Here is a 17,686-nt window from a genome sequence, read left to right as displayed (position 1 = left end):
CGTCCTGCGCGAATTCCAGTTTTTCTTTTGGCGCGCGCGAGGCCACGATGGCTCCACATCAATGACATGAGGAGAACGTCGATGGCATCCGAACTCAACCAGGTCGCGAGCTGGTCGCTGCGCTGGCGCATCTTTCTCTCGGGCGCGCTCTGCCTCATGGCGGCGTTCGCCGCGGCGGGCCCGTCGGACCGCAGCCTCGAACTGCATGCGGCGCAGCGCTTCCAGCTTGCGCTCGAAGCCCAGACCGCCCGCGACTACCGCACGATGCTCGTGCAACTGCGCGAGGCCGCCACACAGGGCGATGCCGAGGCGCAGGAAATGCTCGGCATGGTGTTGCTCACAGGACCGGTGCTCTATGGCATGTCGGTGCGCGCCGATCGCTGCGAGGCGCGCCAGTGGATGCGCCAGGCGGCGATGCAGGGCAGTGAAACGGCGAAGGTGCAGCTGACGTTTCTCAATCGCTTGCGCAATTCGCCGGTGGGCGTGAGCGCTTGCGATTGATTGACGTGAAGCGAGCGGGCACGAGCGGCCCGCTCGTTGCGCTTCAGGGTGCCGTGGACGCGCCGAGCAGGTAGTCGGTCACCTCGTCGGAGAACCACGTGAGTTGCCCATCGACGATCACGCCCTCCGAGCCGCCCGGGTCGGGCTGCACGGTGGGCATGCCGTGGGCGACCAGTGCCTCGGCGCAGCCGACCCAGTCGCCGTCATCGGTCGGCCGGTTGAGCGAGGCCCACGACAGCGAGCCGCGGACGTTGTCGCCGAAGCCATGCCGCTCGGTCCAGGTGGCGCCGTGTGCGAGCAGGAAGCGCGCGAGCGCCGCATCGCCGCGGAACACGGCCTGGTTCAGCGCGGAGCCGTCCCAATCGCCGCCGGTCGTGGCGATCGGCCAACCGAGCTCGACCATGAGCTGCACGGCCGCGCCGCAGCCCGGCTGCGCGGCGAGTTCGGGGAGCAGGCGCAGTTGCGCGGGAGACAGCGTGGAAAGCACCGTTGGATGTTCTTGCTGGAGGCGTCGTGCGGTGTGCCCGTCGCCGCGCGCGCATGCGGCGACGAACTGCTCGTCGAGCGGCAACTGCGCATTTCCGCCGGTGCGTTGAGCGAGCAGTTGCGCCACCTCCGTCAGCCCGAAGCGCAGCGCCAGCGTGTGCGCATCGATGCCTTCGGGCGTGCGCGCCGACGCATCGGCACCCGCGTCCAGCAGCGCCTCGATGTGCGCGGCCGAGCGACGCCGCCGGATGGCCCACAGCAGCGGCCATCCCCAACTGCTCGAGGGTTCTCCGGGCGCGACCTCGTTCGGATCGCCGCCGTGGGCGAGCAGCAGCTGCAGCGATTCGAGCTGGTCGAGGTCGAGCACGCGGTAGAGCGCGTTTGTGCCTGAGACACGCGCACCGGCCTTCAGCAGCAGGCGCGTGCAGGCGGGTTCTTCGACCGAGTGATAGAGCGATTCGCCGTCGTTCGGATCTGCGCCAGCGTCCAGCAGCAGTCGCGTGATCTCCGCGTCGCGGTTCTGGCCTGCTGCGCCGTACAGCGCGGACAGGCGGTCTGTCCCGGACGGCGCAGCGAGCGACGCGGGCGGCCAGCGGCTGCCGATGGCCTGGTTCGGATCGGTGCCGGCATCGAGCAGCAGCTTCGCGCAAGTGCGCAGGCGCTCGCGAAAGGCCGGCAACTGCACCAGGCTGGAGTACGTGACGGCGTTGAGCGGCGGCAGCAAGAGCGGACCTCCCGCGCGCCGGACCCAGTCCGGATCGCGCGCGATCGCCTGGCGCAGCACGTCGGCATCGCCGATGGCGCAGGCGAGGTACGGATCGTCGCCCAGGAGGCCCGGGCTTTCTTCGAGCAGGCGCGCAGCCACCGCGGGCTTTGCAACGTTGTTGCCGCCCGAGATATCGCCCGCATACGCGGCGCGCAGCCAGAGCAGCACCGCGCGCGCCGGGTCGTTCGCCTGCGCGATGCGGGCAAGCACGAAGCCCTGCAGATCGACCCACGACACGAAGCCGTACTCGCGCGCGAGGCACGACTGCGCATCGTGCAGGCGCAGGCCGAGCGCTGCAATGGCGGGGTCGTCCTTGCCGGCGGCAAGCGGGAGCGATTCGCGGAATCGGGAAAAGCCGGCGGGGTCGCCGCTGCGGTAGCTGGCAAGCAGCTCTTTGGCTTGCTTCTTGAGATGCCCGAGATCGGGCCGAGCGGGAATGCGTTTCACATCAACCTCCGTGCATGAAGCGCCGACGACCCGCAAATCCGGCTGCACAAAGGAGCTGGTGAATGGCGCCGCGCGAGCGCGCGGCAGCATGCAAAAGCAAGTGGGTTCAACCCTTCCCGCGGGCCCGGGCGCGGCTTGCACCGCGGGGGCGATGTTAGGGCATGAGGCGCAAGAGGGTCAACGCGAACCGGCCATCGCCGCGAATCCGCGTGTCAGGTCGGCCCTCAGGTCGGCCGGCGCTTCCAGGCCGATATGCAGCCGCACGACGGCGCCGCGCGCGCTCCAGTCGGTCACGCTGCGTGCGGCGCGCATGTTGGTCCACGCCACGAGGCTTTCGTAGCCGCCCCATGACGAGCCACGGCCGAAGAGATCAAGCGCATCAACGAAGCGCTCGACGACCGCGTTCTCGGTGCCCGGCTTGAACTCGAAAGAGATCAGCCCGTTGGTGCCGCTGCAATCGCGCTTCCAGATGTCGTGGCCGGGGTGCTGCGGCAAGGCGGGGCAGAACACCGTCGCCACTTCGGGCCGCGCTTCGAGCCAATGCGCCACTTCGAGCGCATGCCGCTCGTGCATCTGCAGCCTTGCGGAGAGCGTGCGCATGCCGCGCAGCACCAGCCAGGCATCGTCGGGGCTCACGGTCATGCCGAAAGCGTCGCAGCGTTCGTTGAGCGGCCGCCACGCTTCGCGCGTGGTGGCGACGGTGCCCATCATCACGTCGGAGTGGCCCGAGAGGTACTTGGTGGCGGCCATCGTGGAGATGTCCGCGCCGAGAGCGAGCGGCCGGTATTGCACGCCCGAACCCCAGGTGTTGTCGGCCGCGAGCAGGGCGCCGCGTGCATGCGCGAGTGCGGCGAGCTTGGGCAGGTCGCACATCTCGTAGACCAGCGAGCCGGGGCACTCGGCATACACGAGCCGCGTGGTGGGCTCGAACAGGTCTTCGATGCCGCTCCCGTCCGCCGCGAAGAAGCTGCTGCGAATGCCGTACGGCTCGAGGAACGAATGCACGAGGTTGCGCGTCGGCTCGTACACGCTGTCGGACATCAGCACGTGGTCGCCCGGCTGCAGGTACGACAGCAGCACCATGCCGATGGCCGCGAGCCCGGTCGGAAAGAGCCGTGTGCGGTAGGCGCCTTCGAGCTCGCTCACCGCGTCTTCGAGCGCGAAGGTGGTGGGCGTGCCGCGCGCGCCGTAGCTGAAGGCGCGCTCTTCATCGCGGCGTGCGCGGGTGTCGCGCATCGCGGCCACGCTGTCGAACAGCACGGTGCTCGCTCGCACCAGCGGCGTGTTGACGGGCGTGCCGCCGAAGTACGCCGGCGCTTTGCCGGTGCGCGTGAGCCGCGTATCAAGGGCCTGGGCCGCGGGGTCTTCTTTGTGCGAGTCGGACATGGTGGTGTTCTGTCGAGCGTGGGCCAAGCCTCTATGGTGCGTCAATCCGCCTTCGCGCCGGAGAGCTTGACGATGCGGGACCAGCGGTCGATGTCCTGCTTCAGCTGCGCCGCGAAGGCGTCCGACGAGTTGGCCACCACTTCGCTGCCGCCGTCGTTCACCAGCTTGGTCACTTCGGGCAGGCGCAACGTGCGCACGATGGCTTCGTTGAGATAAGCCACGCGTTCGGGTGGCGTGCCGGCCGGGGCGAAGAATCCGTACCAGTCTTCGAAGCGCGCGCCGGCGTAGCCCAGCTCTTCGAGGGTCGGCGACTTGGCGAACACGCCGATGCGGCGCGGGCTGGTCACGGCGAGCACGCGCAGCTTGCCGTTCTGCACGAGGCCCGCGACGGAGGCGGTGGAAGTCACGAGCACATCGACCTGTCCGCCGAGCAGGTCGGTGAGTGCAGGGCCGGCGCCCTTGTAGGGCACGTGGGTCATGTCGATGCCGTTGTCCTTGGCGAGCACCACGCCCACGAGGTGCGAGAGCGTGCCGTTGCCCGGCGTCGCGTAGGTCACCTTGCCGGGCGTCGCCTTGGCCTTGGTGGCGAGGTCGGCAAAGCTCTTGAGCGCCGAGTTGGCATCGACCACGAGTGCGAGCGGCGCTGCGTTGATCTGCGTGATCGGGATGAAGTTCTTGATCGGATCGAACCCGGCCGAGGCGTAGAGCGTGGGGTTCACCGCCATGATCGACACCTGCGAGGTGAGCACCGTGTAGCCGTCGGGTTTGGACTCGGCCACCGTCTTGGCGCCGATGTTCCCGCCGGCGCCGCCGCGGTTGTCGACCACCGCGGCCTGGCCCATGATTTCCGGCAGGCGCGTGGTGACCAGCCGCGCCGTCGCATCGTTGCCGCCGCCGGGCGGGAAGGGCGAGATGAACTTCACCGTCTGTGAAGGGAAGCCGTTCCGCGCGGGCAGCGGGTCGGCCGATGCGGGCTGCAGGGCCAGCGCCGCGAGCCACGTGGCGGCAAGGGCGAGACGAGCGAGATGCGGAACGCGGAAGGCAGACGACATGGCAGGACTCCTGAAATAGGAACGGACAACGACGAGCGGAAATGGAGAAAGCGGTGGCTAGGCGTGCGATGCGGCCGAGGGCAGCCTGAACGCGGCGCGCTCCTGTGCATCGAGCTGCGCGACGAGGCCGGTTTCCCACGCGAGGTAGCGGCGCGCGGCCTCCTTGTTGCCGTCGTGCCGGTCGTGCACGAAGAAGAGGTAGTCGATGCAGTCGCTGTCGGCGGGCAACGCGGGCGTGGCTTCGACGGGCAGGCCGGCGGCGCGCCATGCGGTCATGCCACCTTCGAGCAGGAGCGGGGCGTGATCGGCGAGTTCGGACGCGGCGGCCCATGCGGCGAGCGCAGCGTCGTCGGCAATCAACACGATCTGACGCATCTCGCCCTGCACGTCTTCGGCAAGGCGCGGACGAATCGACCAGCGCGCCTGCGGGATGTGACCCGCGCGAAATTGCATGCTGCCGCGCAGGTCGATCAACGCGACGTCGTTTTGCGCGAGCCGCGCAGACAGCGTTTGCGCATCGATCGTCTTCAATTCGGGGGCAGTCGACGTGGCTGCGGGCGCGAGCGAGAGCCCGCTCGCGAGCCCGCCTTCGAGCACGCTCGCGTCGTGTCCCATCTGCCGCAGCCAGCTCGCGATAGTGGGCGCACGTACGCCGTCGTTGTCGATCAGTACAAGCCGCGCACCGCGCACGCCGAAGTACTGGTCGCCGGCCTGCATCAACTGGCCGCCGGGCGTGTGCTGCGCGCCGGGCAGGCTGCCGGCCGCGAACTCCTCGGGCGTGCGCACGTCGCAGAGGAACAGGGTGTGGTCCGTTTGCGCTGCCCATTGCTGCACGGTCTTCGCCGTCACCGTGGGCACATCGAAGCGCTTGGCCAGCGCCTTCGCGGCGGGGCGCAGGTCGGTGGTGCCGCTGTCGGCCGCATAGCGCTGCGTGCCGCCGTGTTCGAGTGTGTGGTCGTTCAGGTACCAGCCCTGCGTGCCGTTCTCCAGCGCATAGACCGGGTTCGGCGAGCCCGAGGTTGATGAGCGTCTGCGCGCCGATGATGCTGCGCGTGCGGCCCGCGCAGTTGATGACGATGGGTGTGGTCGTGTCGGGCACGAGCTGCCGCACGCGGTAGGCCAGTTCGCCGTTGGGGCAGCAGGTGGCGCCGGGGATGTTCATCTTGTGGAACTCGCTGACGGGGCGGCCGTCGAGCAACACGACCTTGTCCTTGCGCGCGAGCATCTCGGCCAGCTGGTCGGCGCTGACGCGGGGCGTGTGGTACGTCTCCTCGGCCAGTTCGCCGAAGGTCTTCGAAGGCAGGTTCACGCCCGCGAAGAGCACGTAGCCCGCGGCCTTCCACGCGGGTGCGCCGCCTTGCAGCACATGCACGTCGGTGTAGCCCAGCGTGGTCAGCCGTTCGGCCGCGCGCAGGGCCACATCGGATTCGCCATCGTCGTACGCGACAACCCGCACGCTGCGGCGCGGCAAGAGGCGCGGTGCGTCGATTTCGAGCCGGCTGAAAGGCAGCGGGATGCCGTAGAACAGGTGTGCCTCTCCGTACTGGCCGTGCTCGCGCACGTCGAGCAGCGCGATCTCGCCGCCGTCGTGCAGCCAGGATTTGAGGGTCTTCGGGTCGATGTGAGAAGTCATGAGGCAAGTCGTTGGGACGAACGAGGTCCTGCGAGGCGCGCGCCTCGCATGAAAGAAGGTGAAGCGAAAGGAGGAAGAGGCCTAGCGGCGCGTCTGCACGCCGATGCCCATCGTCTGGTACGTGCCCGCAGCCATGTCGTACGCGGTGCGCTGGTTCAGCGTCTCGAGCGCGCGGCCGTACATGTGCAGGTGGCGAATGACCTGCTCGCCCTGGATCTCGACCGAGTGGATGTCTTCAGGCATCAGCGCGATGCCCTTGCCCGGTGCGACGACAACCAACTCGGTCTCTTTGAGCTTGCCAACGCCCGGCACGGAGCCATCGTCGGTGCGCGCATACACGCGGTTGTGCTCGGTGCCTTCGACGGCCGCGATGCAGGCCCAGGTCGTGTGGTTGTGCGGCACGATCTTCTTGCCCGGGCGCATCACGTTCAGGTAGAGCGCGTAGCTCTGGTCCGGGTCTTCGGCGATCAGGTAGCGGGCCTGGTGTTCGCCGGCTTCGGGCGGCGGAAAGTCGGCGGCGCCCCAGTACTCGGTGTGTGCGGCCAGGCCTTGCAGCGAACCGAGCACCGCATCGAGCTTTTCGCGGGTTGGTTCAGCGCCGCCGATGGCTTTCTTCATTTCGGCGATCGATGCCTCGACCGCCTGGCGGCGTTGCTCGGATGGGGTGCTCATGCGGTTTCTCCAGTGGGGTTGCCTGTTTCGTGTGCATTCACTGTAGTGACGGCGGCGTGACGCAACAATCCAAGCGCCAGAAGAAACACATCAATAAAATTAATGTATGCCCACGCTCGATCTTGAACTGCTGCGCTCGTTCGCGGCCGTTGTCAGTCTCCACAGCTTTGCGGCCGCGGCCGTTCACCTGGGGCGCACGCAATCGGCGATCACGCAGCAGATGCAGCGGCTGGAAGAGCAGATCGGCCATCCGCTCTTCATCAAGCAAGGCCGCCAGAAGCGGCTGACCGAGCACGGCGAACGGCTGCTGAGCTATGCGCACCACATGCTCGCACTCAACGACGAGGCGCTCCGGAGCCTGCGGCAAGGCCAGCTCGAAGGCAACCTGCGCATCGGCGCGCCGCACGACGTGGCCGAGACGATGCTGCCGCTGTTGCTGACCGAGATGGCGCGCACTTCGCCGCTGTTGCAACTGGACATCCACATCGGCCGCAGCCCTTACTTGATGACCTCGCTCAAGAGCGGCGAGGTCGACATGATCATTTCCAACCGCGCCGATCCGCAGTCGCAGTTCGAAGGCGTGGTGCTGCGCAACTCGCCCACCGTGTGGCTGTGCGCGGCCGGCTATGTGCACGACCCCACGAAGCCGGTGCCGCTCATCATGGCGGACGGGCCCAGCATCTTCCGGCGCATCGGGCACGAGGCGCTGGATGCCGCGGGCGTGGCGTGGACACCGCGGTACACATCTTCGAGCCTGATCGGCATCAAGGCGGCGCTCAGGGCAGGGCTGGGCGTGACGGCGCGGGGCGTCGAGCAACTGGATGCGGGGCTGAGGGTGCTGGGCGCGGGCGACGGCATGCCGCGGCTGCCCGACCTCGCGTACTACCTGTATGTGCGCAGCCATGTGGTGAACCCGGTCACGCGGCAGGTGTTCGAGACACTGAAGAAGCACCTGCGGTTGCCTCGGACGGACATGCCGGCCTGACGGCGTTTGCGTCGGTGCCGAATCCGCCGGCCCCTTCCTCGCGTAACTGATGGGCGTGTGAAGAATCCCGTCGGTTTCGAGACAAAGGTGTTCATGAAATTTCCCTCTGGCCTGGGTTCGAAGCCCTGGCTGCTTGGCGCGCTCTTGGGCAGCGCCGCAGCGTCCGCCCAGCAGGCCCACCTGCCTGCCATCGAGATCGTCGGTCCGCGCGATGCCTCCATCGGTGTGGCGGACAGCGCCAGCGAAGGCGCGGTAGAGCGCGAGTCATTCCAGAGGCGGCCCAAGCTGCGGCCCGGCGACATCGTCGAAGCGGTGCCGGGCGTGGTCGCCACGCAGCATTCGGGCGACGGCAAGGCCAACCAGTATTTCCTGCGCGGCTTCAACCTCGACCATGGCACCGACTTCGCAGTCACGGTCGACGGCATGCCGGTGAACATGCCTACGCACGGACACGGCCAAGGCTATGCCGACCTGAACTTCCTCATTCCCGAACTCGTGTCGGGCGTGCGCTACCGCAAGGGGCCGTACTTCGCCGAGAGCGACGACTTCTCGCTCGCGGGCAGTGCGTCGCTCGACTACTTCAGCGTGCTCGATGCGCCCTTCGCCGAACTCACGCTGGGCGCCAACAACTTCAGGCGCCTGCTGGCCGCGGGTTCGCAGACCCGCGAGGACCAGACCTGGCTGGGCGCCATCGAGATCGAAGGCAACAACGGGCCCTGGGACGTGCCGGAAAACCTGCGCAAGGTGAGCGCCGTGGCGCGCTACTCGCAAGGCTCGCCCACGCGCGGATTCAGCGTCACCGGCATGGCCTACAAGAGCCGGTGGACCTCGACCGACCAAGTGCCCGAGCGCCTGATCGACAGCGGCCAGCTCTCGCGCTTCGGTTCGCTCAACCCCACCGACGGCGGCAGCACTGAGCGCGTGAGCCTGTCGGGCAAATGGTTCGACAAGGGACCGGATGGCGAGACGACGATCAGCGCCTATGCGATTGCCTACCGCTTCGGCCTGTTCTCCGACTTCACCTATTTCCTGAACAACCCGGTCAACGGCGACCAGTTCGAGCAGACCGACCGCCGGCGCATCTTCGGCGCGCAGGCGGCCCGCACGATGCCGACGAAGTTCGGTGGCCTGGACGGCGTCCTGAGCTTCGGTGCGAGCTGGCGCGGCGACCGGATTTCGGAGGTGGGCCTCTACGACACGCAGGCGCGCGAGCGGCTCTCGACGGTGCGCAACGACAAGGTCTCGCAGGACCTGTTCTCCGTGCACGGCCAGCAGCTCGTGTATTTCACCGACCGGCTGCGCGGCTACGCGGGCGTGCGCGGCGACATGCTGCGCTACCGCGTCGACGGGCGCGAGCCCGTGTACGGCGCCATCAACAGCGGCAGGGGCCGTGATTCGATCGCGAGTCCAAAGGCCGGCCTCGCCTTCGCGCTGACGCCGCAGCACGAGCTCTACCTGAACGCCGGCGTCGGCTTTCACAGCAACGACGTGCGCGGCGCGACCATCGCCGTCGACCCCGCGAGCGGCGCGGCCGCCGATCGCGTGCCGGCGCTCGTCAAAGGGCGCGGCGCGGAGCTGGGCTGGCGCTTTCAACCCGACGAGAACTTCACGGCGACGGTGTCGCTGTGGCAGCTCAAGCTGGATTCGGAACTCGTGTACGTCGGCGACGCCGGCACCACCGAGCCCGGACGCGCCAGCAGCCGCCGCGGCATCGAGGCGACGATGCGCTGGAGGCTGAGCAGCGCCTGGCGCGCGGAGTTCGACGGCGCGGTGTCGCGCGCGCGCTTCAAGGGGCTCGCGCCCGAAGGCGAGGGCAACTACATCGACAACGCGGTCGAGAAGGTGTTTGCCGCCGGGATCACGTACACGCAAGGCCCGCTCACCACGTCGCTGCGGCTGCGCTACCTGGGCCCGCGCGCGCTCGACTCGCGCAACGTCGAACGTTCGAAGGCCGTGACGCTGCTCAACCTGGGTGTCCGCTACGCCGTCAACCCGCGGCTCACGCTGGGCCTGGACGTCTTCAACGTCGCCGGCAAGAAGGGCAACGACATCGAATACGCCTACGCTTCGTGTTCGGCGGGCGAGATCGCGAGCGGTGCCTGCGGCGAGGGCATCGACGGCCGGCATGTGCATCCGATGGAGCCGCGCAGCGCGCGTGTCAGCGCACGGTGGACTTTCTGAACGCCGAGCGGTCGGGCGTCAGTTCAACGGCGTGAGGTGCGAATGCGGATGTGCCGGTGCATGCGCGTGGGCATGCGGTGTTGCGTCGTCCGTCAGCGCCACCACATTCACGTGGCCGTGGCGAACGCCGCGCAGCGACATCAGCTGGTCCGCCACATCTTGTACGGCTCCTACCGGACCGCGCAGCACCACGCACTCCATGCAGCTGCCGTGATCCAGCGGCGTCTGATGGCAGGCGACGGCCATGCCATGGTGCGCATGGCGCAGGGCCAGGAGCCGCGCGGCCAGTGCGAGCTCGCGCGTGTCGTACACATAGCTGACGTTCGCGATGCACGACGACACCACGGCGTCGAACTGCATGCCCCTGAGCCCCGCGCGACCGAGCCCGTAGCGGATCAGGTCGCGCACGGCCTCGGAACGGCTCGTGTAGCGCTTCTGCGCAATGAGCATCTCGAACTGCCGTGCGAGTTGCTCGTCAAGGGAAATGGTGAAGCGGTTCATCGGCGGTATGCCTGCAGGTACGCGAGCCGCCATCTGCCGGATTCAGCGCGCGTGCCTTCCTTTCCCTTTCTCATCTTTGCTCTTTTCAGGAGAACGGCAGCACCTTCACGTCGAGCACGCGTTCGCACAGCCACACCGTGGCGAGGGCCACCGCGGCGACCGAACCGCCGTGCAGCACCAGTGGCGGATACCGCCGCCAGTTGCGCAACCCCAGGAGCACGACGAGCGCCACGACCACCACCGCCAACTGGCCGGCTTCCACCCCCAGGTTGAACTGAAACAGCGCGAGCACGAACTGCCGCGTCGGCAGTTCAAGCTCGCCCAGGGCGCCCGCGAAGCCGAAGCCATGGATCAGGCCGAACAGGAAGCTGAAGAGCTTGCGGCGCCCGCGCAGCACGGGCCAGATGTTGTCGAGCGCCGCCACGATGATGGTGAGCGCGATCGCGGGCTCGATGATGCGCGGCGAGATCGTCACGATCTTCAGCCCCGCGAGCGCCAGCGTGATCGAGTGCGCGATGGTGAACATCGTCACGATGCCGAGCATCGGCAATGCGGCGTCCTTCCATGCGCGCACGGGTGTCCAGCCGCCGCCCTGACGCTTGAGCACGGCGGGCAGCAGGAGGCAGATCAGAAACAGGATGTGGTCGTAGCCGATCAGGATGTGGTGGATGCCGTCGCGAAAGAAGCTGGCCGGAGGTGCGGCACCTTGGGTGTCAGCCCATCCGATGGAGACGACGCCGGCCGATGGGTCCAGCGAGCGCAGCAGCGGCGCGGCGGCGCCTCTGGTTTCCGCGCGCAGCAGGCCGCGGTGCGTCGGGTCCACGTCCTGGAAGAGACGGTACTCGATGGACAGTGCATCGGCCGCGCCGCACGGTGCGCGCATCTGCAGCACGAGGTAGGCGCCGTCGATGCGGTTCTCGATGGCGGGCGCCTGGGTTTCGGCAGGCGCGCATTGGCCACCCTGAAGCCGCAGCCGCCCCAGCGCAAAGGCCTTGATGTCGTCCAGGCGGGTGCGTACTTCGCCCCAGGAAAGTTTCTGGTCGGCATTGGCGTCCAGGTCCAGCACTGCATCGAGGTCGCGCAGCGCGATGTCCCAGCGCAGGTCGATGCGGTCGCCGTCGCGCGAGAGCTGAAGGTAGGCGTCGCTGGCCTTGTGCGCATGCGCCGGCAGCACGAGCAAGGCGAGCATCCAGAAAAACAGCGAGACCGGCAAGGAGCGAAAGATGCGCGAGGTCATGGCATGGCGTTCAAAGCAGCGCATCGACACGTGCATCGCGCAAGCCGATCTGCTGCACCAGGGCCTTGACTTCGGCGCGCGCCGGCTCGTCCTTCGCCGCGACGGCGGCGCGGGCGAACAGCAGCAGGTCGATGGGTTCGCGTTGCAGCTTCACGTTGAGCCTGGCGAGGTCGAGCGCGCGCTTTGCATTGCCTTCGACGTCGAGCGCGAACATCGCTTCCTCGCGCGCATGAACCGCGGTGGTGCCGGGCCGCTCGGCGGCCGCGCCGAAGCGGGCCTTGAGTTCGTCCGCGTCCGCGCGCGCGCCCTCGAGGCCGCGCGCGGCGATGGCCATGCGCAGCAGCACTGCATCGCTGCGTGCTTCCGTCTCCAGCAGCGGGGGGATCTCCTTGGGCCGGCCGGCGCGCTGCAGGTAGTCGCTGTAGGCGAGCAGCAGATAGCCCGAGCGCTCGACCTGCAACGCGCGGCGATAGGTGGCGTCGGCCTCGGCGGGGCGGCCGGCGAGCTCCTCGATTTCGGCCAGGCTCGTGAGCAGCCACTGGCGCGTGCCGGCCTGCTCGCGGGCCTGGAGCTGCGGGTCGTCCAGCAGCTTCTTCAAGGTGCCTCGCGCCTCGTCATGGTTGCCCCGCAACCCGGCGTTCTCCGCCATGCACGCGAGGCCGTAAAGTGCCGGCCCGACCCGGCCGAGCGCGCGGCAGGCCGCGTCCGATTCGTTGTAGCGGCCGCGCACGCGATAGATGGTGGCCAGCGTGATCCAGGCCTGAGCGTTGGACGGTTGCCGGGTGAGCGCGGTCTTCAGCAGGGCCTCTGCGCCGTCGAAGTCGTGCAGGAACTGCGCGATGGTGGCGCGCATCACCAGCACGGCCGGTGGCGTCTCTCGGGGCGGCAGGGCGGCCCAGTGGGCGAGGGCGCCCATGGCATGGCCCGCGTAGCGCGCGTCGCCCTGCGAGCGCGCGAGTTCAAGGTAGCGGGTGGCCGCGGTGACGGCCACTGTCACGTCCGTGGGCCGTTGCTGGAGTTCGCGGCGCAGCGTGCGCGCTTCGCGCGACCATCCGGCGACGGAGGGCAGCGATTCCACGACTTCGTTGTCGTCGGTGGGAACGCGGGGTGCGGCGCCGACGCAGGTTGTCGCCGCAGCCATCCAGAGGGCTGCGGCGCATGCCTGCAATGCGTACCGCGCGGACAGGCGCCGGCGCATCGCCGTCACTCGGTGGAGACAGGGTCCTTGGTTTCAGAGGTCGGCGGCGGATCGAACATCGCCACGTCCGCGGCCTCGGCCGTGTCGAGTCCGCCGCCGGTCACCAGTGCCTTGACGTAGGCGATGAAGGTGTCGTATGCATCCGCTTGCGGCGGTGGCGTCGTCGGCGGCTGTCCCCCTCCGGCGGGCGGGAACGGATAGAAGCTGAAACCCCCGCCGCCGCCGCCACCACCACCGCAACCCGCGAGGATCGCGGCGACCAGGAGCGGGCCGGCGACGCGATAGAACTTGTTCTTCGTCATGACGTTCTCTTTATTGAGCGCCAGGCAGCGGCGTGTTCAGGTAGGGGAAGGTTTCCGGGAACTGCGCCGCGCTCTGCATCGCGCCGTCGGTGATCGCCGCCGAGCCCGCGGGCGCGTCGGACGGCTTGCAGCCGACCTTCAGCGTGTCGGTGGCGCCGGTGGCCACGCACAGCACGCCCATGGCCACACGCAGTTCCGCATCGACAACGTCGTCGCCCGGGCGACGGCCGTTCGGGAAGCCGGCCGTGTCGCCGCCCAGGACGCCCAGGTTGTTCTGGCCTGCCTTGGGTGTCGGCGCGATGCCGGTGTTCAGCCGGAGCATTTCCGAGGCGGTCACATTCGCGGGCTTGTTGACGCCCTCCACGCCTGTCAGGAACGCGGCCACGAGGTCGGTGCGCGGGAAGTTCGTCGGCGCCGGTGCCGAGGGGAACAGCGTTTGCACAAGCGCGGGCAGCGTCGGATTGGTCACGTAGTCGGCGAACTGCCCGTCGTCCTTCGGCTTGGAGCTGTTGAAGCGGTCCTTGTCCTTCAGGCCGATGACGACCTCGTTGACCAGGGGCATGCCCAGGCGCGAGACCTGCGCCCATGCGCCGCCGGCCAGCGTGGTGGTGCCGTGGCCACGCTTGGGCGGGCTCGCGACGAGCTGGCCCTGGCGCACGCTTGCGGTGGTCCAGCCGCCGATGATCGGCTTGCCGGCGGTGGTGACGCAGGCGATGGGCACTTCGAGCGCCATGGTGGTGACGTTCTTGCCGGCGAGTGCGTCGGGGTTGCCGTTCGGCGTACCGAGCGGGTTCAGGTTGATCAGGTCGAAGACCTGGCCCAGGGCCACGCTGAACGGGTCCTTGCGCTGCCCGACGAACACGCGGCCCGGTGCCGCGCAGCCCGGGATGTTGACGTTGTAGAGATGCTGGGCCGCATAGGCGGCATAGCCCGTGGGGCCGCCGAAGGTCTTGTCGCCGATGTTGTCGGTCGGCTTGTCGAATTCCTTGACGCCACCGGCCGCGGTGACGGCCTCGCTGGTGCCGGTGCGGCGGTCCCCGCGCACGATGTTCAGCGTGAAGGTCTCGCGCAGGTTGCTGGTCGCCTGGTTCGGGCCCGTGATGCCGCCGGCCTGCACCAGCGGAATGGAGACCTGCTTGCCGGCGATCGGCAGCTGGATGTCCCGCAGCGTGTTCTTGAAGCGGAACTGGAAGGTGATGTTCTCGACCGCATCGCCGTCAGTGTCCAGGTGGATCTCGTAGAGCGCGTTCGGGTCCATCGCGAAGTAGTTCGGGCCGCCGTACGGACTCTGGTCGGGCTGGTAGTTCGCGATGAGGGTGACGTAGTCCTGGCGACCCGTCTCGTAGCTGCGGAACATGTAGAAGTCGGTGGCGTCCACCTTCGGCGTGCCGGCGATCGATGGCGCCTCGCGGTGGCTGGAGGCAAAAGCGCCGGATGCCGTCATCGTGCAGGCCGCGAGAACGCAGGCATGCAGGGGAATTCGAACGAAATTCATTGCTGTCACCCTCGGTAGGAGTCGGTTGTTGGAAGGAGTCCAACTCCAATACGGAGGCAATGGCTGAACGGTTTGTCGGACAGCCGCCCGTGAATTTCATACGAAACGGGCATGGCGTCATACGCCCGGCGATGCTGCCCTCAGGTCGACCAGATCCGGGGCGTGGCTGCTGGCAACTGCCACAACTCGGCCCGCCAAGCCTGCCAAATCTCCCGCAGCAACTGCATCGCAGGCTCCACCACAGGCGCCAGCACACGCAGCACAACAACTTCCGCATGCGGGCTGGTCGCGCCAGCGCTGTCGAACAGCTCATGCGCTTCAAGCAATCTGCGCGCATGCGCCAGCAGCGTTTCGCGCCGCGCCCGTGTCGCCGGCGAGCCCGACACGAAGAACAGCGATGCAATGCACTTGTGCCCGCCAAAACCCAGCGGACTCTGCAGCAACCGTTGATCCGCCGCATCGATGCGCCCACGCTCCAGCCACACCCCAGGCACTTCGATGTGCTGCAAGTAGCTGCCCCGCTCGAACGGCTGGTTCGCATTCGGCAACCCAAGCGCCGTCACATCCCATCCGATCATCTCGGCACCCGGCTCGACCTCGATCGTCAGCCGGTTCTCCGCCTGGCATCCGCTGTAGCAAATGGCTTCCAGTGGCAGCCATTCGAGCCGCGCGCCCCTGGCCAGTCGAATGCGCGTGCGTTGCAACGCAAGCTCGCCTTCGGAGCGATAGAAGCGCGAGGCCCCCGGCGTGGTGATCAGCCCGTGGCTGCCATCCGCCCCTTCGATGTCGATGTCGAGCGTGTCCCCCCCGACCAAGCCACCCGGCGGATGCACCAGCACGTTGTGGCAGATCGCATCGCCTTCGGGGTACAGGCTCTGCAGGATGCGCAGCGGCCCGTCGTGACGGAAACGGGCGACGGTGCGGTCGGATTCTTGTTGGTAGTCGAGGTGGAGACGGGCGTGCCAGGGCATGCGCCGAGTCTATCGAGCCATGACGCCGCTCTCGCCGCTCAGACTTTCCAGGCCCCGTCGTGTGCCGCGGCGGATTCGTCCAGCAGCGCCGGCCCGATGCACTCGATCGGGTGCGGCGATGCGCGGAACACGTCGCGGCACGAGAGCTCCGCATCGCGCTGATCCTGGCGCTCCCCGCGGAACACGCGCAGGCGTTCGGCGTCGATGCCGAACACCACGCGGCCGATGTTCGACCAGAAGATCGCGCCCGCGCACATCACGCAGGGCTCGCCCGAGGCATAGAGGGTGGCGCTCGCGAGCGTGTCGCGCGAGATGCCGCGGCCGGCCAGCGCGCGGATCGCGTTGGTCTCGGCGTGGCCGGTGCAGTCGCCCGTCTCGCCCGTGTTGTTGTAGGCCTCGGCCAGCACCTCGCCGTCGGCGGAGACGATGACCGACCCGAAGGGGCGGTTGCCCTGGCGGCGCGCAAGGTGCGACCAGCCGATGGCCTTGCGCAGGTACCGCCCGTCGCGCTCGTCGAGCGCGGTTTCTTCGGGGAGCGAGGTCGTGTTGTTTGTGTTGCTGAAGTTCATGCCTTGGTGGAAATCATGCGTTCGTTGCGTGATGGGAGCATCGAGGTGTTGAAGATGGCGTCGGCCGCGGGCTTGACCTTGAGTCCGAAGACGTCGGCCACCTCGTCGACCTGCTGCTCGAGCGTGAGCTTTCGGATGTCGCCGAGGCCGTGGCCGCGCGTGTCCGCCGCGCCCACATATTGCGCCGTGACGCTCCAGCGTTCAAGTTCGATCTTCTCGTCGAGGATGGGCTCGCGCTGGCGCATGGCGGCGATGCTGGGCGCCGGGTTGGCAAAGGTCTCGACGATGGCGCGGTTGGTCGCGCGCAGGAAGGCGGCGACGACCTTCGGGTTCTGCGCGACGAGATTGCTGCTCGCAAGGATCGCGTTGCCGTACAGGTTGACGCCCGCGTCCGCGTACTTGAGCACCGAGAGTTCCTCGGGCTTCATGCGCGCGAAGAGCGAGATCGCCGAGTCGTGGAAGTAGGTGGCGGCATCGACATCGCCGCGCACCATCACGTTGTCACGCGCGCTGAAGTCGGTGGTCTGCCACTGGAAGGCGTCGGCACGCATGCCCTGCTTGCGCGCGACCATCGGCCAGGCGCGGCGGGTCGATTCGACCGCCGCGGCCGCCACCTTCTTGCCCTGCAGGCTCTTGAACTCGCCGGTCACGCCGCGGTCCTTGCGGCCGATGATCACGAACGGTGCGCGGTTGTAGTACTGGTACACGGCCTGCACCATCGGTGTGCCGGGGTTCTGGGCATTGAACTCGACCAGCGAGCTGATGTCGCCCAGGCCCATCTGGTAGACGCCGCTCGCGATGCGGGTGATCGAGGCGACCGATCCGGCGCCGGTGTCGATGCTCACGTCGAGCCCTTCGTCCCTGTAGTAGCCCTTGGTATGCGCGAGGAAGAACGGCGCGGTCTGGCCGTTGATGCGGAAGTCGAGCGTGAACTTGATCGGGGTGAGCTTGCCGGTGCCTTGGGCCATGACGGACGGAACGGCAAGGGTCGCGGCACTGGCCGCTAGAAAGAATCGACGTTGCATGTGGGGCCTCGGAATCTTCGGGTCTTGAAAAAACCTTCCGCTGCAAGAACAAAGCAGAAGGCGCTTCAAGAGCAATTTCCGGGCGGGCGCACGTTCATGGTGCGTGCGCTGCTGAACGCTTCTACTCTTGCCATCGCTGTTGCACGACGCATGCCAAGGGGTTTTTCTCGGGCTTTGTCGTCGTGGCTTGGCGCATCGGCCGGGCTGCGCGCACAATCCGGGCGCGCAATTTGCAAGGCAGGTTGCGCAGAGTAGAAGCGTTCAGCCGCGCGATGCCCC

15 protein-coding genes and 1 pseudogene are annotated in these 17,686 nt (G+C 67.9%); 3 read left to right on the top strand and 13 right to left on the bottom strand.

The window, feature by feature from the left end; translation table 11 throughout:
* The first annotated feature begins 81 nt into the window (after positions 1–81).
* Positions 82–501: a sel1 repeat family protein gene (locus QF040_RS16515; RefSeq protein WP_429611968.1), complete on the top strand. Its 420-nt coding sequence runs from the start codon at positions 82–84 to the stop codon at positions 499–501.
* A gap of 43 nt (positions 502–544) precedes the next feature.
* Here the strand turns inward: QF040_RS16515 and QF040_RS16510 are convergent, their stop codons facing one another.
* From QF040_RS16510 to QF040_RS16490, 5 genes and pseudogenes are all read right to left on the bottom strand, one after another.
* The gene (locus QF040_RS16510) at positions 545–2,200 is read right to left on the bottom strand and encodes a hypothetical protein (protein WP_429611967.1); all 1,656 of its coding nucleotides are present in this window, start codon (positions 2,198–2,200) and stop codon (positions 545–547) included.
* 177 nt (positions 2,201–2,377) lie between these two features.
* Positions 2,378–3,586: a cystathionine beta-lyase gene (metC, locus tag QF040_RS16505; RefSeq protein ID WP_429611966.1), complete on the bottom strand. Its 1,209-nt coding sequence runs from the start codon at positions 3,584–3,586 to the stop codon at positions 2,378–2,380.
* A 41-nt stretch (positions 3,587–3,627) separates the two neighbouring features.
* Positions 3,628–4,638, bottom strand: a complete 1,011-nt coding sequence (locus tag QF040_RS16500; protein WP_429611965.1) for a Bug family tripartite tricarboxylate transporter substrate binding protein — start codon at positions 4,636–4,638, stop codon at positions 3,628–3,630.
* Positions 4,639–4,695: 57 nt separating this feature from the next.
* A pseudogene (locus QF040_RS16495) lies at positions 4,696–6,271 on the bottom strand (rhodanese-like domain-containing protein).
* 81 nt (positions 6,272–6,352) lie between these two features.
* Positions 6,353–6,943, bottom strand: coding sequence for a hypothetical protein (locus QF040_RS16490; protein WP_429611964.1), 591 nt, complete (start codon positions 6,941–6,943; stop codon positions 6,353–6,355).
* A gap of 106 nt (positions 6,944–7,049) precedes the next feature.
* Here QF040_RS16490 and QF040_RS16485 point away from each other — a divergent pair, with 106 nt between their 5' ends.
* Both QF040_RS16485 and QF040_RS16480 read left to right on the top strand, forming a co-directional pair.
* Positions 7,050–7,928 carry a LysR substrate-binding domain-containing protein gene (locus QF040_RS16485; protein WP_429611963.1) on the top strand — a complete coding sequence of 293 codons (879 nt, stop codon included), beginning with the start codon at positions 7,050–7,052 and terminating at the stop codon, positions 7,926–7,928.
* A 93-nt stretch (positions 7,929–8,021) separates the two neighbouring features.
* The gene (locus QF040_RS16480) at positions 8,022–10,109 is read left to right on the top strand and encodes a TonB-dependent receptor (protein WP_429611962.1); all 2,088 of its coding nucleotides are present in this window, start codon (positions 8,022–8,024) and stop codon (positions 10,107–10,109) included.
* Positions 10,110–10,127: 18 nt separating this feature from the next.
* Here the strand turns inward: QF040_RS16480 and nikR are convergent, their stop codons facing one another.
* From nikR to QF040_RS16440, 8 genes are all read right to left on the bottom strand, one after another.
* Entirely contained in the window at positions 10,128–10,610 is a 483-nt protein-coding gene (nikR, locus tag QF040_RS16475; RefSeq protein ID WP_429611961.1) for a nickel-responsive transcriptional regulator NikR, read from the bottom strand.
* 85 nt (positions 10,611–10,695) lie between these two features.
* Positions 10,696–11,847, bottom strand: coding sequence for a HupE/UreJ family protein (locus tag QF040_RS16470; RefSeq protein ID WP_429611960.1), 1,152 nt, complete (start codon positions 11,845–11,847; stop codon positions 10,696–10,698).
* 10 nt (positions 11,848–11,857) lie between these two features.
* The gene (locus QF040_RS16465) at positions 11,858–12,988 is read right to left on the bottom strand and encodes a tetratricopeptide repeat protein (RefSeq protein WP_429611959.1); all 1,131 of its coding nucleotides are present in this window, start codon (positions 12,986–12,988) and stop codon (positions 11,858–11,860) included.
* A 62-nt stretch (positions 12,989–13,050) separates the two neighbouring features.
* Entirely contained in the window at positions 13,051–13,347 is a 297-nt protein-coding gene (locus tag QF040_RS16460) for a hypothetical protein (RefSeq protein WP_307503057.1), read from the bottom strand.
* 10 nt (positions 13,348–13,357) lie between these two features.
* On the bottom strand, positions 13,358–14,842 hold the full coding sequence (locus tag QF040_RS16455) for a DUF4331 domain-containing protein (protein ID WP_429611958.1): 1,485 nt from the start codon (positions 14,840–14,842) through the stop codon (positions 13,358–13,360).
* 140 nt (positions 14,843–14,982) lie between these two features.
* Positions 14,983–15,813, bottom strand: a complete 831-nt coding sequence (locus QF040_RS16450; RefSeq protein WP_429611957.1) for an urease accessory protein UreD — start codon at positions 15,811–15,813, stop codon at positions 14,983–14,985.
* Between the two features lie 38 nt (positions 15,814–15,851).
* A complete protein-coding gene (locus QF040_RS16445; RefSeq protein WP_429611956.1) occupies positions 15,852–16,382 on the bottom strand; it encodes a nucleoside deaminase in 531 nt (176 codons plus the stop codon).
* A complete protein-coding gene (locus tag QF040_RS16440; protein WP_429611955.1) occupies positions 16,379–17,407 on the bottom strand; it encodes an ABC transporter substrate-binding protein in 1,029 nt (342 codons plus the stop codon). Before QF040_RS16440 ends, QF040_RS16445 begins: the two co-directional genes overlap by 4 nt.
* Positions 17,408–17,686: the final 279 nt, after the last annotated feature.

This window comes from Variovorax sp. W2I14 (assembly GCF_050435205.1).
Classification (GTDB): Bacteria; Pseudomonadota; Gammaproteobacteria; order Burkholderiales; family Burkholderiaceae_C; genus Variovorax; species Variovorax paradoxus_C.
This window is presented reverse-complemented; position numbering and strand designations above follow the sequence as displayed.